The following is a 22,205-nucleotide window of genomic DNA, read 5'->3' as shown; positions in this document are numbered from 1 at the left end:
GCCCAGAGGCCCTGTCGGGAACGGTTCAAGAAGACGGTGACGTAGATTTGACGGAACTCGCCGACTCCGACGTCGCTGGCGATGCCGGTGCACGTTGTGTGCCAGCCCGCTGCAACGCGGCATCGGGCGTGGCGTTGGCGCTGCCCGACCCAGTCAGGCTGCGGCGTATTTCGAGGTTGCGCGAAATCACCAGCACCACCCGCCGGTTGCGCGAGCGACCTTCGGCGGTGTCGTTGCCGGCCACCGGCTGATACTCGCCATACCCGACCGCGGCCAGGCGCCCCGGGTTCACCCCTTCCATCGCCAGCAGGCGCACGATGCTCGCCGAGCGCGCCGCCGACAGCTCCCAGTTGGTCGGGTACTGCGCCGTGCTGATCGGCAGGTTGTCGGTGAAGCCTTCGACGTGTACCGGGTTGGCGAACGGTTTGAGGATGTGGGCGACCTTCTCGATGATGCCGAACGCCGCATCGCTGGGCATGGCGTCGCCGCTGCCGAACAGCAGCGCCGAGTTGAGCTCGATCTCGATCCACAGCTCGTTGCCGCGCACGGTCATCTGCTTGGCGTCGATCAGGTCGCCGAACGCCTGGCGCACGTCGTCGGTGATCTGGGTCAAGGCGTCGCTGGCGCTCTGCCCAAGGCCGGCGTCGGTCTGCTCGCTGTCCTTGATCAACGGCTGCGCCGGGCGCGCGCCTACGGGTTGGTCCTCGCCCACCGGAATGGGCCGGGTGCTGCGGGCCGGATCGTTGAAGACCCCGACCAGCGCCTGGGAGATCACCTTGTACTTGCCTTCGTTGATCGAGGAAATCGAGTACATCACCACGAAAAACGCGAATAGCAAGGTGATGAAGTCGGCGTACGACACCAGCCAGCGGTCATGGTTGACGGGTTCCTCGGTGCGATGGCGACGGCGCATGGCTACTCCATGAAGCCTTGCAGCTTCAGTTCGATGGAGCGCGGGTTCTCGCCTTCGGCGATCGACAGCAGCCCTTCGAGCAGCATTTCACGGTAGCGCGACTGGCGCAGCACGATGGCCTTGAGCTTGTTGGCGATCGGCAGCAGGATCAGGTTGGCGCTGGCCACCCCATAGATGGTGGCGACGAAGGCCACGGCGATGCCGCTGCCCAGCTGCGCCGGGTCGGCCAGGTTGCCCATCACGTGGATCAGGCCCATCACCGCGCCGATGATGCCGATGGTCGGCGCATAGCCGCCCATGCTCTCGAACACCTTGGCCGCCTGCAGGTCACGGCCTTCCTGGGTCAGCAAGTCGACTTCGAGAATGCTGCGGATCGCCTCCGGCTCGGCACCGTCGACCAGCAGTTGCAGGCCCTTGCGGGCGTAAGGGTCCGGCTCGGCATCAGCGATCGTCTCCAGCCCGAGCAGACCTTCCTTGCGCGCGGTCAGGCTCCAGCCGACCACCCGGTCGATGCCCCCGGCCAGGTCTTCGCGCGGGGCGAAGAAGATCCAGCCGACGATCTGCAGCGCGCGCTTGAACGCCGGCAGCGGCGACTGCAACAGCACCGCCGCCAGGGTGCCGCCCAGCACGATCAGTGCGGCCGGGCCGTTGACCAGCGCCGACACGTGCCCGCCTTCGAGGAAGTTGCCGCCGACGATGGCGACGAAGGCCAGAATCAGGCCGATCAGGCTCAGCACATCCATCAGCCGCAGGCCTCCACCAGGTGCCGGCCGATGTCGTCCAGGCTGTAGACCGCATCGGCCAGGTTGGCCTTGACGATGGCCATGGGCATGCCATAGATCACGCAACTGGCCTCATCCTGGGCCCACACGGTGCTGCCGCCCTGCTTGAGCAGGCGCGCGCCTTCGCGGCCGTCGGCGCCCATGCCAGTGAGCACCACCGCCAGGACCTTGTCGCCGTGGGCCTTGGCCGCCGAACCGAAGGTGATGTCCACGCAAGGCTTGTAGTTCAAGCGCTCGTCGCCCGGCAGGATCTTCACCGTGCCACGGCCGTCGACCATCATCTGCTTGCCGCCGGGGGCCAGCAGCGCCAGGCCGGGACGCAAGACGTCGCCGTCCTCGGCTTCCTTGACGCGGATCTTGCACAGCTTGTCGAGCCGTTCGGCGAAGGCCTTGGTGAACGCGGCCGGCATGTGCTGGATCAGCACGATCGGTGCCGGGAAGCCGGCGGGCAACTGCGTGAGCACACGCTGCAGCGCTACCGGCCCACCGGTCGAGGTGCCGATGGCCACCAGTTTGTAAGGCTTGCGCCGAGGCGTCGGCGAACTGGCCGACTGCGGTGCCGGTGCCGGTATGCGCGAAGGGATCGGGCTGCGCGCCGGTGCCGGCGCGGCCTGGGCAGGTTGGGCGGCCGGCGCGGCATGGCCGCTCAGGCTGCTCGGCGTAGGCAGCGGATGACTGGAGAGATAGGCCGGACGACGACGGTTGCTGCGCGAGACGCTGTGCACCTTCTCGCACAGCAGTTGCTTGACCTTGTCCGGGTTGCGGGAAATGTCTTCGAAGTTCTTCGGCAGGAAGTCGACCGCACCGGCGTCCAGCGCATCCAGCGTCACCCGCGCGCCCTCATGGGTGAGCGAGGAGAACATCAGGACGGGGGTGGGGCTGCGCTGCATGATGTGGCGGACCGCAGTGATGCCGTCCATCATCGGCATCTCGTAGTCCATGGTGATCACGTCAGGCTTGAGCGCCAGGGCCTGTTCGATCGCTTCCTTGCCGTTGGTGGCAGTGCCGACCACCTGAATCAGGGGGTCCGATGAAAGAATTTCCGTGACGCGGCGGCGGAAGAAACCCGAATCATCCACCACCAGGACCTTGACTGCCATAAACACTCCGTTAGGCGACGCGCCCTGCGGGCGCGTCGCCAAAGATCAAATACGCCGCGCGGCGTAGCGCTTGAGCATGCTCGGGACGTCGAGAATCAGCGCGATGCGCCCGTCGCCGGTGATGGTGGCGCCGGACATGCCAGGCGTGCCCTGCAGCATCTTGCCCAAAGGCTTGATCACCACTTCTTCCTGACCGACCAACTGGTCGACGACGAAGCCGATGCGCTGGGTGCCGACCGACAGGATCACCACATGGCCTTCATGCTGTTCCTCGTGCACCTGGTCGCGGACCAGCCAGCGCTTGAGGTAGAACAGCGGCAGCGCCTTGTCGCGCACGATCACCACTTCCTGGCCGTCCACCACGTTGGTGCGCGACAGGTCGAGGTGGAAGATCTCGTTGACGTTGACCAGCGGGAAGGCGAACGCCTGGTTGGCCAGCATCACCATCAGGGTCGGCATGATCGCCAAGGTCAGCGGCACTTTGATGACGATCTTCGAGCCTTGCCCCTTGGCCGAATAGATGTTGATCGAGCCATTGAGTTGGGAAATCTTGGTCTTGACCACGTCCATGCCGACGCCTCGGCCCGAGACGTCGGAAATCTCGGTCTTGGTCGAGAAGCCCGGCGCGAAGATCAGGTTGTAGCAGTCCGACTCGCTCAGGCGATCGGCCGCATCGCGGTCCATCAGGCCTTTCTCGACGGCCTTGGCGCGCAGCACGTCCGGGTCCATGCCCTTGCCGTCGTCGGAAATCGACAACAGGATGTGGTCGCCTTCCTGTTCGGCCGACAGCACCACGTGGCCCGTGCGCGGTTTGCCGCCGGCCTCGCGCTCGTCGGGCGACTCGATGCCATGGTCGACCGCGTTGCGTACCAAGTGTACCAACGGGTCGGCCAAGGCCTCGACCAGGTTCTTGTCCAGGTCGGTCTCTTCGCCGACCAGCTCCAGGTTGATCTCTTTCTTGAGCTGGCGGGCCAGGTCACGGACCAGGCGCGGGAAGCGGCCGAAGACTTTCTTGATCGGCTGCATGCGGGTCTTCATGACGGCCGTCTGCAGGTCGGCGGTGACCACGTCGAGGTTGGAGACGGCCTTGGACATGGCTTCGTCGTTGCTGTTGAGGCCCAGGCGTACCAGGCGGTTACGCACCAGCACCAGCTCGCCGACCATGTTCATGATCTCGTCCAGGCGCGCGGTGTCGACCCGCACGGTGGTTTCCGCTTCGCTGGCCACGGGCTTTTCGGCCACCGGCGCCGCTGCGCGGGCCGGGGTAACGGCCTTGGCCGGCGCGGCTGCCGAAGCCGCCGGCGTGCTACGGGCCGCTGCCGGGGCGGCCGCTGCGGGTGTCGTGACGGGCGCTGCCACGCGCGCGGTCGCCGCCGCGCCCTCGTCGGCCACGCTGTCGCTGGAGAACTTGCCCTTGCCGTGCAACTGGTCGAGCAAGGCTTCGAATTCGTGATCGCTGATGTGATCGTCGACAACGGCTGGCGGCGCGTCGGCAGCGGCACTGGCCGGCAGCGCCTGGGGACTGAAGGCGCCCTTGCCGTGCAGCTGGTCGAGCAGCGACTCGAACTCGTCGTCGGTGATCTCGTCGCCGGCCGGCGCCGGCGCGGGCTCGGCAGGTGCGGCAGTGACTGCCACGGCCGGCGAGAACTGCCCTTTGCCGTGCAGTTGGTCGAGCAACGATTCGAATTCGGCATCGGTGATGTCGTCGCCACCGGGCGAAACGGGCTCGGCCTGACCCAGCTCGACCGCCTCGGCTTCGGCCTTGACCGCATCGAGCGAATCGAGCAACTGCTCGAACTCGGTATCGGTGATGTCCTGCTCGACGACCGCCACGGGCGCCTGTGCGACCGGTTCAGGCACGGCGACGGCTGCAGCGGGCGTCTCGGCGCCTGCTGGCTCGGCCAGACGCGCCAAGGCCTCCAACAGCTCAGGCGTGGCCGGGGTGACGTCGGTGCGCTCGCGCACCTGACCGAACATGCGGTTGACCGTGTCGAGCGCTTCCAGGACCACGTCCATCAGCTCGGCATCCACGCGTCGCTCACCCTTGCGCAGGATGTCGAACACGTTCTCGGCGATATGGCAGCACTCCACCAGCTCGTTGAGCTGGAGGAAGCCGGCGCCCCCTTTTACAGTATGGAATCCGCGAAAGATCGCATTGAGCAGGTCCGCATCGTCCGGGCGGCTTTCCAGCTCGACCAGTTGTTCGGACAGTTGCTCGAGAATCTCGCCGGCCTCTACCAGGAAATCCTGAAGGATTTCTTCATCGGCGCCGAAGCTCATCAAAGGTGCTCCCTAAAAACCAAGGCTGGACAGCAGATCGTCGACGTCGTCCTGACCGGACATGACGTCTTCACGCTTATCGGCATGAATCTGCGGACCTTCACCCTGCGGCGGATGTTTTTCGTGATCTTTTTCCGCGCGCAGTTGATTGTGGTCATGCTCGATGCCGGCGAAACGGTCCACCTGGCTGGCCATGAGCACCAGCTTGAGCAGATTGCTTTCGACGTCGGTCACCAGCGTGGTCACCCGTTTGATCACCTGCCCGGTCAGGTCCTGATAGTCCTGGGCCAGCAGAATGTCATTGAACAGGCCGCCGACCTTGCGGTTGCCCTCGCAGCTGCGCGTCAGAAAACCGTCGACCCGGCGGGCCAGTTCACGGAATTCGGCCGCATCGACTTCACGGCGCATGAACCGTTGCCAGTCGGCGCTCAGCGCCTGCGCTTCGTTGGCCAGGTCGTTGACCAACGGGGTCCCGGCTTCGACCAGGTCCATGGTGCGGTTGGCCGCGCCCTCGGTCAGCTTGACCACGTAGTCCAGACGTTCGGTGGCGTCGGTGATCTGCGAGACCTCCTCGGCCTGCGGCATGCGCGGGTCGATCTGGAAGCTGACGATCGCGCTGTGCAGCTCGCGGGTGAGTTTGCCGACTTCCTGGTACAGGCCGCGGTCACGGGTCTGGTTGAGCTGATGGATCAGCTGCACGGCCTCGCCGAAACGGCCTCGCTCGAGGCTGTCGACCAGTTCCTGGGCATGCTTCTTGAGAGTCGATTCGAACTCCCCGAGCGACGTTTGATTTGACTGCATGGCGCCCTCTGGACTTCAACCGTTGACGCGTTCGAAGATCTTCTCGATCTTTTCCTTGAGCACCTGGGCGGTGAACGGCTTGACCACATAGCCGTTCACACCGGCCTGGGCCGCCTCGATGATCTGGTCACGCTTGGCTTCGGCAGTGACCATCAGCACGGGCAAGGCCTTCAGGCGCTCGTCGGCGCGGACCTTGCGCAGCAGGTCGATGCCGGACATGCCAGGCATGTTCCAGTCGGTCACCAGGAAGTCGTAGTGACCGTTCTGCAGCATCGGCAACGCCGTGATGCCGTCATCGGCCTCGTCGGTGTTGGTGAACCCCAGGTCACGCAGCAGGTTCTTGATGATCCGCCGCATCGTCGAGAAGTCGTCGACGATGAGGATTTTCATGTCTTTGTTCAATTAGGCCTCCAGGCACTCTCAAACACGCTCGGCGCCGAGCGTGCGTCTTTCGGGGAGGGTCGGCGCCAAGCTCTAAGCGGCAAGCTTCAAGCTGACCAGGGTCGTGTGCACGGTACTCGACCCCTTCCCCACTGCTGATTCTGTTCGCTCACGCTTCTAGCTTTTAGCTTCTAGCTTGCGGCTTGTAGCTCTATCGCGCGCGCCATTCGCCAAGGCGGCTGCGCAAGCGGGCGGCGCATTGGCTGTGCAACTGACTGACACGTGATTCGCTGACGCCCAGGACCTCGCCGATTTCCTTGAGGTTCAGCTCCTCGTCATAGTACAACGCCAGCACCAGGCGCTCGCGCTCCGGCAGGTTGGCGATCGCATCGGTCAAGGCCGCCTGGAAACGCTCGTCCTCCAGGTTGCGCGAAGGGCCGAGCTGGGCGCTGGCGCCGTCCTCGTGCAGGCCTTCGTGCTCGCCGTCCTGCAACAGGTCGTCGAAGCTGAACAGGCGGCTGCCCAAGGTATCGTTCAGGATGCCGTAATAATCATCCAGGCCCATATTGAGTTCGGCAGCGACTTCATTATCTTTAGCGTCGCGTCCGGTCCGGGCTTCGACGGCGCGCATGGCATCGCTGACCATGCGGGTATTACGGTGCACCGAGCGGGGTGCCCAATCGCCCTTGCGGACCTCGTCGAGCATGGCCCCGCGGATACGGATGCCGGCGTAGGTCTCGAAGCTGGCGCCCTTGCTGGCGTCATACTTGTTGGCGACTTCCAGCAGACCGAGCATGCCGGCCTGGATCAGGTCCTCGACCTGCACGTTGGCCGGCAGCCGCGCCAGCAAATGGTAGGCGATACGCTTGACCAGGGGCGCATGGCGCTCGATCAGCGCGTACTGCGCATCCTTGGATGGCTTGCTGTACATCTTGAACCCGTTCGCACTCATAATACCGGCCCCGCGCTGGTCGGTTGCACCAGACGTTCGACGAAAAATTCAAGGTGCCCGCGTGGGTTGGCGGGCAGTGGCCAACTGTCGACCTTCTGCGCGATGGCCTTGAACGCCAGCGCGCACTTGGAGCGCGGGAAGGCTTCGTAGACCGCGCGCTGTTTCTGCACGGCCTTGCGCACGCACTCGTCGTACGGCACGGCGCCGACGTACTGCAAGACCACATCGAGGAAGCGGTCGGTGACCTTGGTCAGCTTGGCGAACAGGTTGCGCCCTTCCTGGGGACTCTGCGCCATGTTGGCCAGGACCCGGAACCGGTTCATGCCATAGTCGCGGTTGAGCAGCTTGATCAGCGCGTAGGCGTCGGTGATGGAGGTCGGCTCGTCGCAGACCACCAGCAGCACTTCCTGGGCCGCGCGCACGAAGCTCACCACCGAATCGCCGATCCCCGCGGCGGTGTCGATCACCAGCACATCGAGGTTGTCGCCGATTTCACTGAAGGCCTGGATCAGCCCGGCGTGCTGCGCCGGCGCCAGTTGCACCATGCTCTGGGTGCCGGAAGCCGCCGGGACCACACGGATGCCGCCGGGCCCCTGCAGCATGACGTCGCGCAGGTCGCAGCGCCCCTCGATCACGTCCGCCAGGGTGCGCTTGGGCGCCAGGCCCAGCAGCACGTCGACGTTGGCCAGCCCCAGGTCGGCGTCCAACAGCATGACGCGTCGCCCCAGCTCGGCCAGGGCCAGCGACAGGTTCACTGAAACGTTGGTCTTGCCAACGCCGCCTTTGCCGCCGGTCACGGCGATCACCTGTACAGGATGCATGCTACCCATGTCTGTTATTTACCTTGTCTCGCTGGCATCCAAGCCGCACGAGGGACGTCGTCTTCAGGGGGCGAGCCCTGGAGAACCCCTGTTTGGAGGTGGTCTGCACTTCGTTCATGGTCAACCTGCGCGCTTGCCAGGGTTGTGGTAGAGATCGGCGAACATGTCGGCCATGGCCTCGTCGCTGGGCTCGTCCTGCACTTGCACGCTCACCGCGCGGCTCACCAGCTGGTGCTTGCGCGGCAAGTGCAGGTCTTCGGGTATCCGTGGCCCATCGGTCAGATAGGCCACGGGCAGTTCGTGTTCGATGGCCAGGCTCAGGACTTCGCCCAGGCCTGCCGTTTCGTCCAGCTTGCTCAGGATACAACCGGCCAGGCCGCAGCGCTTGTAGCTGTGGTAGGCGGCCGACAGTACCTGCTTCTGGCTGGTGGTGGCCAGGACCAGGTAGTTGCGCGAAGCGATGCCGCGCCCGGCCAGGGAGTCGAGCTGCATGCGCAGCGCCGGGTCGCTGGCCTGCAGTCCAGCCGTGTCGATCAGCACCACGCGCTTGCGTGCCAGCGGCTCGAGGGCCTGGACCAGGGACTCGCCCGGATCGACGTAGGTCACCGGCACGTTGAGAATGCGGCCGAGGGTCTTGAGCTGCTCCTGGGCGCCGATCCGGAAACTGTCCATACTCACCAGCGCCAGGTTCTGCGCACCGTAGGCCAGGACATAGCGCGCGGCCAGCTTGGCCAGCGTGGTGGTCTTGCCCATGCCGGCCGGCCCGACCAGGGCGATCACCCCGCCCTCCTCGATCGGCTCGACCTGGGGCACCTTGATCATGTGCGCCAGGTGCGCCAGGATCATCCGCCAGGCCTGGCGCGCATCGTCGATGCCAGCCACGCGCTCGAACAGACTGCCCGCCAATGCGCCCGACAGGCCGATGCGCTGCAGGCGACGCCAGAGGGTGGCCTGCTGCGGACGGCTGCCCTGCAACTGGTTCCAGGCCAGCGAGCCCAGCTGCACTTCCAGCAGCTCGCGCAGGCCCGACAGTTCCGAACGCATCGCGTCGAACAGGCGTGGGTCGACCGCAGCCGGGGCGGCGGCCGGTACGGCCTTGGGCTTCTCGACGTGAGACTCGACCAGGGGCTCCGACGCGGTCAGGGACAAGCCGGCGAACAGCTGGCGGTTGCCACCGTCTTCCTCGGGGGCGTCCTGGCGGCTGTTCAGCTCGGCCTGGGCGGTGACGATGCGCGACTGGGTCTTGCGCAGCTCGGCTTCGAGTTCGGCGTTGGGCACGCGAGGGGCGAGCGCAGACTGCTTGTAATCCAGCGCAGCGGTCAGCTCGACACCCCCGGCGATACGCCGGTTGCCGATGATCGCCGCGTCGGAGCCGAGTTCGTCCCTGACCAGTTTCATGGCCTGACGCATATCGGCAGCGAAAAAACGCTTCACTTGCATATTCCACTACCCTCAGCCATTGGGGCCCACGGTGGCAACGATGGTGACTTGCTTGTTATCCGGAATTTCCTGGTACGCCAGCACGTGCAGGTTCGGTACCGCCAAACGCCCGAACCGCGACAGCATCGCACGGATCGGTCCGGCCACCAGCAGGATCGCCGGGTGCCCGAGCATTTCCTGACGCTGAGCGGCCTCGATCAACGAGCGTTGCAACTTCTCTGCCATGCTCGGTTCGAGCAGGACGCCTTCATCCTGACCCTGCCCCGCGCGCTGCAGACTGTTGAGCAAGATCTGTTCCAACCTGGGTTCCAATGTGATCACAGGCAGTTCCGACTCGATACCGACGATGCTTTGCACGATGGCGCGGCTCAGGCCGACCCGTACGGCTGCGACCAAGGCGGCGGTATCTTGACTCTTGTTCGCATTGTTGGCGATCGCTTCGGCGATGCTGCGGATATCGCGTACCGGCACCTGTTCGGACAGCAGCGCTTGCAGGACTTTCAACAGCCCTGACAAAGAAATGACGCCCGGTACCAGTTCCTCTGCCAGTTTGGGCGAGGCCTTCGACAGCACCTGCAGCAACTGTTGAACCTCTTCATGGCCGATCAGCTCATGGCAGTGCTTCTGCAGGATCTGGTTCAGGTGGGTGGCGACCACGGTGCTGGCATCGACCACCGTGTAGCCGAGCGATTGCGCCTGGGCGCGCTGGGCCACGTCGATCCACACCGCCTCGAGCCCGAATGCCGGGTCACGGGCGGCGATGCCGTTGAGGGTGCCGAACACCTGGCCGGGGTTGATCGCCAGTTCGCGGTCCGGGTAGATCTCGGCCTCGGCCAGGATCACGCCCATCAGGGTCAGGCGGTAGGCGCTGGGGGACAAGTCGAGGTTGTCGCGGATGTGCACGGTCGGCATCAGGAAGCCCAGGTCCTGGGACAGCTTCTTGCGCACGCCCTTGATCCGCGCCAGCAGCTGTCCACCCTGGTTACGGTCGACCAGCGGGATGAGCCGGTAGCCGACTTCCAGGCCGATCATGTCGATCGGGGTGACGTCGTCCCAGCCCAGTTCCTTGGTCTCCAGGGCACGCTGTGGCGAAGGCAGCTGGTCCTGCTGGCGCTGCACCTCGGCGGCGGCCTTGACCTTGGCCTCCTGCTGCTTGCGCCACACGAGGTAGGCACCGCCGCCGGCGAGCAGGCCCAGGCCGAGGAAGGCCACGTGGGGCATGCCCGGCACCAGGCCCATGACGATCATCAGTGCCGCCGAGACCCCGAGGGCCTTGGGTGAATCGAACATCTGCCGGTTGATCAGCTTGCCCATGTCCTCGGAGCCCGAGGCCCGGGTGACCATGATCGCGGCGGCCGTGGACAGCAGCAGCGACGGCAACTGGGCGACCAGGCCGTCACCGATGGTCAGCAACGCGTAGACCTTGCCCGCTTCGCTGAACGGCATGCCGTGCTGGAGCATGCCGATGAGCATGCCGCCGATCAGGTTGATGAACAGGATCAGCAGGCCGGCGATGGCGTCGCCGCGGACGAACTTGCTGGCACCGTCCATCGAGCCGTAGAACTCGGCCTCCTGGGCGACTTCGGCGCGACGTGCCTTGGCCTGGTTCTGATCGATCAGGCCGGCGTTGAGGTCGGCGTCGATGGCCATCTGCTTGCCGGGCATGGCATCCAGGGTGAACCGCGCGCTGACCTCGGAGATCCGCCCGGCGCCCTTGGTGACCACCACGAAGTTGATGATCATCAGGATGGCGAACACCACCGCACCGACCACGTAGTTGCCGCCGATCACCACCTCACCGAAGGCCTGGATCACCTTGCCCGCAGCCTGGTGGCCCTCCTGACCGTGCAGCATCACCACACGCGTGGACGCGACGTTCAGGGCCAGCCGCAAGAGCGTGGCCACCAGCAGGATGGTCGGGAACGCGGCGAAGTCGAGCGGCCGCAGGGCGTAGACGCAGACCAGCAGGACCACGATCGACAAGGCGATGTTGAAGGTAAAGAAGATGTCCAGCAGGAACGGCGGGATGGGCAACATCATCATCGCCAACATCACCAACAGCAGCAGCGGCACCCCCAAGGCGCCCCGGCTGAGCCCCGCCAGGTTGCTGCGGGCATGGTTGATCAACTGGCTACGATCCACTGGACATCCTCTCGAAGCAGAACTTTGACGCCAGAAACGGCGTTTGGCGCTGCTTTGCAAGAAGCCTTCCAACTTTGTCGTCAGGTCACGGGCAGGGGCTGGCAATGGGCCTTCAGGGGAGTATCGGGCGTTCTGGGGAGTGCGATCGCCAGCAGGGCTGGGCGGCTTTGTCGCTGATCGATTTCAGGGCCGCCTTGCGGCCCATCGCGGCACAGGGGCCGCTCCTACAGGGGACCGCGGCTGCCTGTACCACCGCGACAGCTGTAGCGGCCCCTGCGCCGCGATTGGGCCCGCAGGGCCCACATTCGCACTTGGCAAAAACCATAGAATCTCACACAGGGGACCGCAGCTACCTGCTGCCGCGGCGGGTGTACAAGGAGCGGCCGCGAATAATGGGCCCACCCGACCTCGTCATTCTTCCCGCCGCAGATCCTCCGGGATCGGCAGGTCCTTCTTCAATGGATCCGGCGCCTTGCCGCGCCCGGAGCGGTACTGGCGCAACTGGTACACGTACGCCAGCACCTGCGCCACCGCCAGGTACAACCCGCCCGGAATCTCCTGCTCGAGTTCGGTGCTGTAGTAGATCGCCCGCGCCAACGCCGGCGATTCCAGGATCTGCACGTTGTGCCCCACCGCGATCTCGCGGATCTTCAAGGCGATGAAGTCGGTGCCCTTGGCCAGCAGCAGCGGCGCGGCGCCGTTCTTCTCCGGGTCGTACTTCAAGGCCACGGCATAATGGGTCGGGTTGGTGATGATCACGTCGGCGTCGGGCACCGCCGCCATCATCCGCCGCTGCGACGCGTCGCGCTGCAGCTGTCGGATCCGCTGCTTGACCTCGGGCTTGCCCTCGGAGTCCTTGTACTCGTCGCGGATTTCCTGCTTGGTCATCTTCAGCTTGTTGTGCGACTGCCAGAGCTGGTACGGCACGTCGGCCGCGGCGATCAGCAGCAGGCCCGCGGCCATCCACAACGCGCTCCAGCCAACCACCTGGACGCTGTGAATGATCGCCTGGTCGAGCGGCTCGTTGGCGATCGACAACAGGTCCTTGCGGTCATGGGACAGCACCGCCAGGGCCACGGCCAGGATCACCGTGAACTTGGCGATCGCCTTGAGCAGCTCGGTCAGCGCATGCATCGAGAACATCCGCTTGAGCCCGGCCAAGGGGTTCATGCGGCTGAATTTGGGTGCCAGCAGGCTTCCGGAAAACAGAAAGCCGCCCAACGCGATGGGCCCGATGAAGGACATCACGAACAGCACCACCAGCACAGGCTGGGTCGCCCAGATGGCCATCTTGCCGGACCCGAGCAGGAAGCGGCCCATGGCGCCGACGTCGAGCACCGCTTCGCGAGGGATCTCGAAATTCATGCGCATCAACGTCATCAAGGTTTCGGCCAGGTAGCCACCGAAGGCCAGCAAGGCCCCTGCGCCTGCCAAGGTGACCAGCACGGTGTTGAGCTCGCGCGAACGAGCGATCTCACCCTTCTTGCGGGCGTCCTGCTTGCGCTTGTCGGTGGGGTCTTCTGTCTTGTCCTGACCGCTTTCGCTCTCTGCCATGCTCAGCGCGCCCTCGCCAGGTCACGCAACCACAGCAGGGCCTCGCTGGCCACGGCCTGGTAGTGCGACAGAATGTCGGCCAGGCCGACCCAGAACACCAGCATGCCCAACACCAGCGTCAGCGGGAAGCCGATGGAGAAGATGTTCAGCTGCGGTGCGGCCCGGGTCATGACGCCGAAGGCGACGTTGACCACCAGCAGCGCGGTGATGGCCGGCAGGATCAGCAGCAGCCCGGCGCCCATGACCCAGCCCAGTCGCCCGGCCAGTTCCCAGAACTGCGTCACCGACAGCGCATGGCCCACCGGCAGCGTGGTGAAGCTTTCGGTCAGCACCTCGAACAGCACCAGGTGGCCGTTCATCAGCAGGAACAGCACGCTCACCAGCATGGTCATGAACTGGCTGATCACGGTGACGTTGACGCCGTTGGCCGGGTCGACCATGGACGCGAACGCCATGCCCATCTGCACGGCGACGATCTGCCCGGCGATCACGAAGGCCTGGAACAGCAACTGCAAGGACAAGCCGAACATGACCCCGACGATCACCTGCTCGGCGATCAGCAGCAGGCCGTCCACACCCAGCGGGTTGACCGCCGGCAAGGGCGGCAGCGACGGCAGGATGGCGACGGTGATCGCCACCCCCAGGTACAGCCGGATGCGCGCCGGCAGCATGCGCGTGCCGAGGATGGGCATGGTCATCAGCACCGCCACGACCCGGAACAGCGGCAGCACGAGGGTCGCCACCCAGGTGGAGATCTGCGCATCGGTCAGCTCGAGCATGGCCGTTTCAACCGATCAGCTGCGGAATGCTGGTGTACAGGTTGGTGATGTACTCCATGAACTTCTGCACCAGCCACGGCCCGGTGACGATCAGCGTGACCAGCATCACCAGCAGGCGCGGCAGGAAGCTCAGGGTCTGTTCGTTGATCTGGGTGGCAGCCTGGAACATCGCCACCACCAGACCGACCAACAGGCTGGGCACCACCAGGATGGCCACCAGCAGCGTGGTCAGCCACAGCGCATCGCGAAACAGGTCGACGGCAACTTCCGGGGTCATCGGACTTCTCCTGAAAAGGCGCTCAGACGCCGCCGAAGCTGCTGGCCAGGGTGCCCATGATCAGGGCCCAGCCGTCGACCAGCACGAACAGCATGATCTTGAACGGCAACGAGATGATCAGCGGCGACAGCATCATCATGCCCATGGCCATCAGCACGCTCGCCACCACCATGTCGATGATCAGGAACGGGATGAAGATCATGAAGCCGATCTGGAACGCGGTCTTGAGCTCGGAGGTGACGAAGGCCGGCACCAGGATGGTCAGCGGCGCCTGGTCGGGGCTGGCGATGTCGGTACGCTTGGACAGGCGCATGAACAGGTCCAGGTCGCTCTGGCGGGTCTGCGCCAGCATGAAGTCCTTGATCGGGCCTTGCGCGCGCTCGATCGCCTGGGGCGCCGTCAGCTGCTCGTTCAGGTAAGGCTGCAAGGCGTCCTGGTTCACCCGGTCGAACACCGGGGCCATGATGAAGAAGGTCAGGAACAGCGCCAGCCCCGTGAGCACCTGGTTCGACGGTGTCTGCTGCAGGCCCAGGGCCTGGCGCAGGATCGAGAACACGATGATGATCCGGGTGAAGCTGGTCATCAGGATGACGATCGCCGGGATGAAGCTCAGCGCCGTCATGATCAGCAGGATCTGCAGGCTGACCGAATACTCCTGCTGACCGTCCGGGCCATTGGCCAGGGTGATCGCCGGGATCGACAGCGGGTCGGCCGCCAGGGCCAGTGGCGCGCCGAGCAGCAGCGCCAACGTCAACAGCATGCGCCATGCGCCCATCACGTCTTGTCCTTGTGGTCCTTGCCCATCAGTTCCATGAGGCGCTGGGCGAATTCCGGCGTGGCCTGACGCGCACTGGCCGGCACCTCCACCGGCTCGGCCAGCACGTGCAGCGCCTCGATGCTGCCTGGGCTATGCCCCAGCAGGATCTGCGCCTTGCCCACCTGCACCAGCAACAGCCGATCGCGCGGGCCGATGGTACGGCTGCCGAGGATCTCGATCACCTGCCCGCGCTGTGGCGTGGCGCCCTGGACACGGCGCAGCAGCCAGGCCAGCACGAAGATCAGGCCGAGCACCGCCAGCAGACCGAGCACCATCTGCAGCACCTGGCCGCCGAGGCTGCCAGGTGCCGCACTGGCCGGCGCGACGCTCGCCGCGCTCGCCAGGGACGCGCTGCCCATCACGCCCAGCGCCACCAGGGCGCGCATCAGGCCGGCCACTCAGCGCAGCTTCCGGATGCGCTCGCTGGGGCTGATCACGTCGGTCAGGCGGATGCCGAACTTCTCGTTGACCACCACCACCTCGCCATGGGCGATCAGGGTCCCGTTGACCAGCACGTCCAGCGGCTCGCCGGCCAGGCGGTCGAGTTCGATCACCGAGCCCTGGTTGAGCTGCAACAGGTTGCGGATGTTGATCTCGGTGCTGCCCACCTCCATGGAGATGTTTACCGGGATGTCCAGGATCACATCCAGGTTCGGGCCCTCGAGGTTGACGTTTTCCTTGGGCCGCGGCGAGCTGGCGAACTCTTCCATCGGCAGACGGCCGGCACCGGCGGACGCCGAACGCCCGGCGTCGGCAGCGAGCAAGGCGTCGATGTCGGCCTGACCGGCGTCACCGGTCTCCTGCAGGGCAGCGGCCCATTCGTCGGCCAGGGCCTGGTCGTCGACGGAGGGAATTTCGTTTTCGTTGGCCATGATGTCCTCGACTGGCGTTCAACTGAAGAATGACGGGCGGGCGCCTCAGCGGCGCTCGATCGGGTCGATGACCTGCACGGCCAGGGTGCCCTTGTGCGAGCCGAGCCGCGCCTTGAACGACGGCACACCGTTGGTTCGCAGCACCAGGTGGTCGGGCAGCTCGATGGGGATCACGTCGCCTGGCTGCATGTGCAGGATGTCGCGCAGCTTGAGCTGACGACGTGCCACGGTGGCGGTCAATGGCACACTGACGTCCAGCACGTCCTCGCGCAGGGCCTTGACCCAGCGCTCGTCCTGATCGTCCAGGTCGGACTGGAAGCCCGCGTCGAGCATCTCGCGCACCGGCTCGATCATCGAGTACGGCATGGTCACGTGCAGATCGCCACCGCCGCCATCGAGCTCGATGTGGAAGGTCGAGACCACCACCGCCTCGCTCGGGCCGACGATGTTGGCCATGGCCGGGTTGACCTCGGAATTGATGTACTCGAAGTTGACCGGCATGATCGCCTGCCAGGCTTCCTTGAGGTCGACGAAGACCTGGTCCAGCACCATGCGCACCACGCGCAGTTCGGTCGGGGTGAACTCGCGACCCTCGATCTTGGCGTGCCGACCGTCGCCGCCGAAGAAATTGTCGACCAGCTTGAACACCAGCTTGGCATCGAGGATGAACAACGCCGTGCCGCGCAACGGCTTGACCTTGACCAGGTTCAGGCTGGTGGGCACGTACAGCGAATGCACGTATTCGCCAAACTTCATCACCTGCACACCGCCCACCGCCACGTCGGCGGAGCGCCGCAGCAGGTTGAACATGCTGATGCGGGTGTAACGGGCGAACCGTTCGTTGATCATTTCCAGGGTCGGCATGCGTCCACGGACGATCCGATCCTGACTGGTCAGGTCATAACTCTTGACGCTACCTGGCTCGGTAGGCGCTTCGGTCTGCACCAGACCATCGTCCACCCCATGCAACAGGGCATCGATCTCATCCTGGGACAGCAGGTCTTGCACGGCCATCGGGTGCTCCTACTGCAATACGAAGTTGGTGAACAGCAGCTGGTCCACGACCGGCTTGCCGACTTCCTTCTGCGCCACTTCCTGGACGACCACGGTGGCCTTCTGGCGTAGCATCTCCTGGCCGACCGGATTGCCGGCCAGGGTATCGAACCCCTGCCCGGAGAACATCATCACCAGGTTGTTGCGGATCACCGGCATGTGCACCTTGAGCGCGTCCAGGTCGGCCTGGTTGCGCGCCTGCAAGGTGATGCTCACCTGCATGTAGCGCTGGCGACCGTTCTGGTTGAAGTTGACCACGAAGGCGGGGGTAAGTGCCTCGTAGATCGCCGCCGGCTTGGCGTTGGCCTGCGCCGGATCGGCGACCGGGGCCGGTTCGCTCTTGTGCATGAAGAACCAGGTGGCGCCCACGGACAGGCCGACGGCCAGCAGCAGGCCAACGACCAGCAGCAGGATCAGCTTGAGCTTGCCCTTCTTAGCGCCGGGTTCTTTCGTGTCTTCGGTTTTTGCCATGCCAATAATCCGTCATCCAGCGAGGGGTCGAGGGGAATGACGAGGGTTGAGCAAGTGTTATGCCAGGTCTGCTGATGCGGTTTGAGCAGGGAGTCAAATGGGGGGTGGGACGGGTGGTTTGCCAGACAGCGATGGGGCGCTCAAGCATGGACGCGCCAACAGGCTAGGGCCACGCTGCCAAGGATGCAGCGACGCTACCACCGCAATCGCGGGCAAGCCCCACAGGGTGCACATTCATGCCTTTGGCAGCCTGCACAGGTCCTTTTGGATGGGTGCAAACCCATGCTCTTTGACGGCCTGCATTGGCCTGTTTGGAGGGTGCTCATTCATGCCTTTTGGCAGCCTGCACTGGCCCTTTTGGAGGGTGAAAACCCATGCTTCTTGGCAGCCTGCACGGGCCCCTGTGGGAGCTGGCTTGCCAGCGATGAGGCCCGTACAGCCAGCGCCTAATGAGCTAGCACGCCATGGGGTCCGAGCAGAAGGTCTGATCGGACCTGTCTTTCTTCTTACGCGTAATAATCCACCGCACTGCTCCCCATCACCACCTGCCGCTCAGCCACCGCCCCCACCGTCTCGCGCTCTCCACCCTGCCCTTCGGCTTCGGCACGGCGAGCCGCCACGCCCGACAGGCGTGTCTCGCCCTGCTGGTGCGCCTGCTGTTGCTGCTGGCCACGAGACTGGTCAGCGACGCTCACATCCGGCTGGGCAAGACCCTGCTGGGTGAACAGCTCGCGCAGCCGGTGCAGCTGGCTGTCGAGGGTGTCGCGCACACCGGCGTGTCCGCTGACGAAGGTGATCTGGGTAGCCTGGTCGGTGGCCATGTTCACGCGGATGTCCAGGCGTCCCAGTTCGGCCGGCTCGAGCTGGATGTCGGCGGACTTGAGGTTCTGGCTGGACAGGTACATGACGCGGTTGACCAAGCCTTCGCTCCAGGCGCTCTGGTTCAGGGCGAGCGGCTGCTGCAGCGGGTTGCTCGGCAGGGTGGCCTCGGATTTGTGGGGCACGGCCTGGGTCAAGGCCGCCAGGCGGTTGGCGAAATCGTCGACACGCGTGTCCTGGCCTGCGCCCTTGATGTCCTTCAGGCCGCTGTCGATCAGCGCGCCGAAGGCCTTGTCGCCCGATCCAGACGTACCCGCCTCGCCCTCGGCGGTCGGGTCGAGGGTCGCCAAGGTATTGACGGCACCGCGGCCGGCGTCTGGGGCGGTGTCAGTTTCTTCGCGGGCATGGGCCGAAGTGGTGCCCTGTCGCTCGGCGCTGTGCTGCAGGGCCAGGCGCAGGGCCGGGAGGTCGGCCAAGGCATCGCCGCTGGGGTCGAACGCCTCGCCGTCAGGCGCGTCCTCTTCGCTGGACGCTGCCTGGCCCGGTACCAGAGGCAGGCCCGCCACCGCTTCGGCCTGGGCCTGTATCATCTGTGCCCCTGGCGGCGCATCGGTCACCTGACCGGCCACCAGACGCGCATCGGTCGACTCGACCGCATCGGCCTGGGCCTTCTCCTGCGCGTCGACCGGCAATGCCTTGCCGCCTGCAGTGACGGCCGATGCGTCGGTTTGCCGCCCGCCGGCCTCGGGCGTGCGGTCATCGTCACGGGCACGTTCGGGCGTGTCCGCACGCAGCGTCGCCCCGGGTCGGGTCTGCCGAGCCATGACCTGATCGAAACCCGAGGCCCGGTCGTTCGCCGCTTGCGAGGGTTTTTCCGATGAGGCGGCGCGGGCGCCGACGGACGCGGTCGCAGGGCCGGCCTGCAACAGGGGATTGGACGCAACGGGCATTGAAAGAGTCTCCGCGCCAGCAGGCTGAATGGCATCTGGCGTAAAGGCAGGCAAGACTCGCGCCAGCTTTTCTCAGACGGCTGAAAATCGCTCGCGCTCGCCGCTGTAGAAACGGCGCACCTCGAGGTATTCCTGGTCGATACGGTTGATCAGGTCCTCGATGCCGTACAAGGGAAGCTGCCGCGTGCGCTCCTCGAGCTGGCGGCACAGCTCGGCCAGGCCCACGGCGCCCATGTTGCCGCTGCTGCCCTTGAAGCTGTGCGCGGCCTGTCCCAGCTCGCTGGCGTCCTTGGCGTCGTGCAATTGCAGCAGACGCCGCTCGGAGTCTTCCAGAAAGATTTCCAGCAATTGCAGGTAGCCATCTTCCATGACCTCCCGCAGGTCGCTCAGGACCTTGTGATCGATGCGATGCTCTGACACTTGTTCACTCCCTGACCAAGTCACTGACCCTGGGTACCCCAGGTGAATTCCACGTGGGCCCGACGCCCACCATCGAGCCATTGCGCACGCTGGCTCAAGCGTTGTACCAGATCCAGGCCACGCCCGCTCAACCCACGTTGGGTGGGCACCGGCACCAGTACACGCCGAACGTCGAAACCCTCGCCGCTGTCGAGCACCTCGATCGTCAAACGTCCTCCATCGTCCTTGGGTTCGACCTGCAGCGCAAGCCGCACGAAGCCTTCGGGAGCGGCCGCCAGCCGTTGGGCGCGCTGTCGGTAGTAGTCCGCGAACCCTGCGGCGTCGCGCTTGAGGGCCGAATCGAGCTTCAGCACCCCATGCTCCAAGGCGTTGGAATACAGCTCCGTCAGCACGCTGTGCAAGGCGCCACTGCAGGCGCGCAGGCCAGGCACCTCCTGCAGCAGTTGCAGCAGGAACGGGATCGGGTTGAGCTGCTGCAGGCTCTCGTCGCACAACTCGAAGCACAAGGACCAGCGCGACGACGTCGACAGCCCCCGGCGTGCGGCCCCGAGCATCGCCGGTGGCGCGTGCTCGGGTTCAGCCAGACGAATGTCGACCAGGCTGACATCGTCCCGCACGGGGCCGCCGAACGTCGCCAGGGCCTGGACGACACGCTCGAGCGATGAGCCACCCTGGGCCTGGGCGCTCAGGGCGGCCTGCAGCCGCTCCACGCCGAACGGACGGTCCTGGGCATCGCGCCTGTCGACCACGCCGTCCGAAACCAGAAACAGCCGGTCCCCCGCCTGCAGGGGCATGACCTCCAGCTCATCGTCGAACTGCCCGCTCTCGAGGATGCCCAGGGGCAGGTGCCGTGAGCGCAGCGCCGCGCGGATGCCGCCGGCGGCGTCCAGGCGGTAGCCATCGGGCATGCCGCCGTTCCAGACCTCGACGCTGCGGTGCTGGAAGCTGACGCTGACCACCATGGCGCAGCAGAACATGTCCACGGGCAGGATGCGCTTGAGCTTGGCATTGAGCTCGCGAACGACTTCGGCCAGCCCATAGCCCTTGGCCGTCATGCTGTAGAACACATCGGCCAGTGGCATGGCGCCGACCGCTGCCGGCAGCCCATGCCCGGTGAAGTCGCCCAGCAGCAGATGCATGTCGCCCGACGGCGTGTGCGCGGCCAGCAGCAGGTCGCCGTTGAACAGCGCATAGGGCGATTGCACGTAATGGATGTGCGGCGAGTTCAGGCAGCCCGAATGGGTGACCTTGTCGAACACCGCCTTGGCCACCCGCTGCTCGTTGAGCAGGTGATGATGGTGGCGGGCGATCTCGTCACGTTGTGCCAGGACGGTCGCCTGCAGCCGACGCAGACGGTCCATGGCGCGGATCTTCGCTACCAGCAGGGTCGCGTTGTAGGGCTTGGTCATGATGTCGTCGCCACCGGCCTCCAGGCAGCGGACCAAGGCGTCCTCTTCGCTCAGGGACGTGAGGAAGATGATCGGCACCAGCGACTCGCCGGCCAGATGCTTGATCTGTCGAGCGGCCTCGAAGCCATCCATCACCGGCATCAGGGCGTCGAGCAGCACCAGCTGGGGCGCCTCGCGGGTGAACAGCGCCACGGCCTGCCGGCCGTTCTCGGCGGTGAACACCTGGTGCCCCTGGCGGCTGACGATCCGCGCCAGCAACAGCCGATCGGCAGCGGCGTCCTCGGCGATGAGCACCCGCAGCGGTTCACTGGCGGACATGGCAGACCTCCGGCGTCAGTCGATCTCGAACAACTTGGAAAAATTGGAGATGGCCAGGATGGTCCGTACGTCGGTATTGGCGTTGACCACGCTCACGCGGGCTTGGTCGTCGCCCTGGTATTCGCGCAGCAGGAGCAGCATGCCCAGTGCCGAACTGTCCAGGTAGGTGGTTTCGGCCAGGTCGATCACCACCTGCTCGGGCGCCACGGGCGGGTCTTCGTAGGCGCTTCGAAACGCCTGGTGCAGGCCGAAATCGAAGCGCCCGCGGACCTTGATGGTCAGACGTTTTTCATCCGTTGAAAAGACGGTGTCGACAGCCATGTCACGATTCCTTGAGCCATTGCGCACGTCGGCGCTAGAACAGGTGTAGCAGGCATCCTCCTGCACAGCAAGGTGCCATCAGGGTTGCTCCAGGCGCGGCAGGCGCTGGGCCAGTTCATCGAGCAGCTTCTGCTCGCGCTTGTCCTCGGCGCGGCGCGCCTCGTCGAGGTAACGCTGCACCAGCTTGCGCAGCCCTTCGACACGGGCGTAGGCCTGCTGCCAGGCCTGGCGGGCGTGGTTGAGGTTGTTCTGGTGCCAGGTCAAGCTCTGGCGCTGCTGGTTCATCGCCGTCTCCAGCTGACCGAGAAAGCGCTGGTAGTTGAGCAGCCAGCTGCCATCGACGCCCTGGCCGCCGCGGTTGATCCACTGCTGCTGGTAGTCTTCGCGAAAGCGTTCGAGCTCGCTCAGCTTGGCCTGCGCCTGAGTGACCTGCTGCTGGAACTGCCCCAGGCGCTGGACGGCCTTGCGTTCGGCTTCCTCGGCCATCTCCACCACGGGGACCAGGCGGGCGGCGCGGCTGTTGGCGGCCATGA

At 65.4% G+C, this 22,205-nt stretch carries 23 protein-coding genes; all 23 read right to left on the bottom strand.

Features of this window, described 5'->3' with window-relative positions; translation table 11 throughout:
• Positions 1 to 25: 25 nt before the first annotated feature.
• The gene (motD, locus tag G7007_RS06750) at positions 26 to 913 is read right to left on the bottom strand and encodes a flagellar motor protein MotD (protein ID WP_181100187.1); all 888 of its coding nucleotides are present in this window, start codon (positions 911 to 913) and stop codon (positions 26 to 28) included.
• A 2-nt stretch (positions 914 to 915) separates the two neighbouring features.
• The gene (locus G7007_RS06745; RefSeq protein WP_181100185.1) at positions 916 to 1,656 is read right to left on the bottom strand and encodes a flagellar motor protein; all 741 of its coding nucleotides are present in this window, start codon (positions 1,654 to 1,656) and stop codon (positions 916 to 918) included.
• A complete protein-coding gene (locus G7007_RS06740) occupies positions 1,656 to 2,795 on the bottom strand; it encodes a protein-glutamate methylesterase/protein-glutamine glutaminase (RefSeq protein WP_181100183.1) in 1,140 nt (379 codons plus the stop codon). The genes G7007_RS06745 and G7007_RS06740 overlap by 1 nt, the downstream gene beginning before the upstream one ends.
• Before the next feature lie 45 nt (positions 2,796 to 2,840).
• Complete coding sequence (locus G7007_RS06735; RefSeq protein WP_181100181.1) at positions 2,841 to 5,075, bottom strand: chemotaxis protein CheA; 2,235 nt, start codon at positions 5,073 to 5,075, stop codon at positions 2,841 to 2,843.
• Between the two features lie 12 nt (positions 5,076 to 5,087).
• Positions 5,088 to 5,876, bottom strand: a complete 789-nt coding sequence (locus tag G7007_RS06730) for a protein phosphatase CheZ (protein WP_181100179.1) — start codon at positions 5,874 to 5,876, stop codon at positions 5,088 to 5,090.
• A gap of 15 nt (positions 5,877 to 5,891) precedes the next feature.
• A complete protein-coding gene (locus G7007_RS06725; protein ID WP_181091644.1) occupies positions 5,892 to 6,266 on the bottom strand; it encodes a chemotaxis response regulator CheY in 375 nt (124 codons plus the stop codon).
• A gap of 202 nt (positions 6,267 to 6,468) precedes the next feature.
• A complete protein-coding gene (locus G7007_RS06720) occupies positions 6,469 to 7,209 on the bottom strand; it encodes an RNA polymerase sigma factor FliA (RefSeq protein WP_181100177.1) in 741 nt (246 codons plus the stop codon).
• Positions 7,206 to 8,048, bottom strand: a complete 843-nt coding sequence (gene fleN, locus G7007_RS06715; RefSeq protein WP_181100301.1) for a flagellar synthesis regulator FleN — start codon at positions 8,046 to 8,048, stop codon at positions 7,206 to 7,208. The genes G7007_RS06720 and fleN overlap by 4 nt, the downstream gene beginning before the upstream one ends.
• 102 nt (positions 8,049 to 8,150) lie before the next feature.
• Positions 8,151 to 9,470 carry a flagellar biosynthesis protein FlhF gene (gene flhF, locus G7007_RS06710; protein ID WP_181100175.1) on the bottom strand — a complete coding sequence of 440 codons (1,320 nt, stop codon included), beginning with the start codon at positions 9,468 to 9,470 and terminating at the stop codon, positions 8,151 to 8,153.
• 12 nt (positions 9,471 to 9,482) lie between these two features.
• Positions 9,483 to 11,612, bottom strand: a complete 2,130-nt coding sequence (flhA, locus tag G7007_RS06705) for a flagellar biosynthesis protein FlhA (protein ID WP_181100173.1) — start codon at positions 11,610 to 11,612, stop codon at positions 9,483 to 9,485.
• Positions 11,613 to 12,023: 411 nt separating this feature from the next.
• On the bottom strand, positions 12,024 to 13,166 hold the full coding sequence (gene flhB, locus G7007_RS06700) for a flagellar biosynthesis protein FlhB (RefSeq protein WP_181100171.1): 1,143 nt from the start codon (positions 13,164 to 13,166) through the stop codon (positions 12,024 to 12,026).
• Between the two features lie 2 nt (positions 13,167 to 13,168).
• A complete protein-coding gene (gene fliR, locus G7007_RS06695; protein WP_181100169.1) occupies positions 13,169 to 13,945 on the bottom strand; it encodes a flagellar biosynthetic protein FliR in 777 nt (258 codons plus the stop codon).
• 7 nt (positions 13,946 to 13,952) lie between these two features.
• On the bottom strand, positions 13,953 to 14,222 hold the full coding sequence (gene fliQ / locus G7007_RS06690) for a flagellar biosynthesis protein FliQ (RefSeq protein WP_144938635.1): 270 nt from the start codon (positions 14,220 to 14,222) through the stop codon (positions 13,953 to 13,955).
• A gap of 22 nt (positions 14,223 to 14,244) precedes the next feature.
• Positions 14,245 to 14,997: a flagellar type III secretion system pore protein FliP gene (gene fliP / locus G7007_RS06685; protein WP_181100167.1), complete on the bottom strand. Its 753-nt coding sequence runs from the start codon at positions 14,995 to 14,997 to the stop codon at positions 14,245 to 14,247.
• Positions 14,997 to 15,425, bottom strand: a complete 429-nt coding sequence (gene fliO / locus G7007_RS06680) for a flagellar biosynthetic protein FliO (RefSeq protein ID WP_181100299.1) — start codon at positions 15,423 to 15,425, stop codon at positions 14,997 to 14,999. Before fliO ends, fliP begins: the two co-directional genes overlap by 1 nt.
• Positions 15,426 to 15,437: 12 nt before the next feature.
• Positions 15,438 to 15,911, bottom strand: coding sequence for a flagellar motor switch protein FliN (fliN, locus tag G7007_RS06675; RefSeq protein ID WP_181100165.1), 474 nt, complete (start codon positions 15,909 to 15,911; stop codon positions 15,438 to 15,440).
• Between the two features lie 45 nt (positions 15,912 to 15,956).
• Positions 15,957 to 16,925, bottom strand: a complete 969-nt coding sequence (fliM, locus tag G7007_RS06670; protein ID WP_181100163.1) for a flagellar motor switch protein FliM — start codon at positions 16,923 to 16,925, stop codon at positions 15,957 to 15,959.
• Between the two features lie 9 nt (positions 16,926 to 16,934).
• A complete protein-coding gene (gene fliL, locus G7007_RS06665; RefSeq protein WP_181100161.1) occupies positions 16,935 to 17,435 on the bottom strand; it encodes a flagellar basal body-associated protein FliL in 501 nt (166 codons plus the stop codon).
• A gap of 506 nt (positions 17,436 to 17,941) precedes the next feature.
• Complete coding sequence (locus G7007_RS06660; protein WP_181100159.1) at positions 17,942 to 19,204, bottom strand: flagellar hook-length control protein FliK; 1,263 nt, start codon at positions 19,202 to 19,204, stop codon at positions 17,942 to 17,944.
• A gap of 72 nt (positions 19,205 to 19,276) precedes the next feature.
• A complete protein-coding gene (locus G7007_RS06655) occupies positions 19,277 to 19,573 on the bottom strand; it encodes an Hpt domain-containing protein (RefSeq protein ID WP_219858978.1) in 297 nt (98 codons plus the stop codon).
• Positions 19,574 to 19,644: 71 nt separating this feature from the next.
• The gene (locus G7007_RS06650; RefSeq protein ID WP_181100155.1) at positions 19,645 to 21,351 is read right to left on the bottom strand and encodes an ATP-binding SpoIIE family protein phosphatase; all 1,707 of its coding nucleotides are present in this window, start codon (positions 21,349 to 21,351) and stop codon (positions 19,645 to 19,647) included.
• A 15-nt stretch (positions 21,352 to 21,366) separates the two neighbouring features.
• Positions 21,367 to 21,672, bottom strand: coding sequence for an STAS domain-containing protein (locus G7007_RS06645; RefSeq protein ID WP_181100153.1), 306 nt, complete (start codon positions 21,670 to 21,672; stop codon positions 21,367 to 21,369).
• 78 nt (positions 21,673 to 21,750) lie between these two features.
• On the bottom strand, positions 21,751 to 22,203 hold the full coding sequence (gene fliJ, locus G7007_RS06640; protein ID WP_181100151.1) for a flagellar export protein FliJ: 453 nt from the start codon (positions 22,201 to 22,203) through the stop codon (positions 21,751 to 21,753).
• Positions 22,204 to 22,205 lie beyond the last annotated feature (2 nt).

The sequence above is a fragment of the Pseudomonas entomophila genome (assembly GCF_013523125.1).
GTDB lineage: Bacteria > Pseudomonadota > Gammaproteobacteria > Pseudomonadales > Pseudomonadaceae > Aquipseudomonas > Aquipseudomonas entomophila_B.
This window is presented reverse-complemented; position numbering and strand designations above follow the sequence as displayed.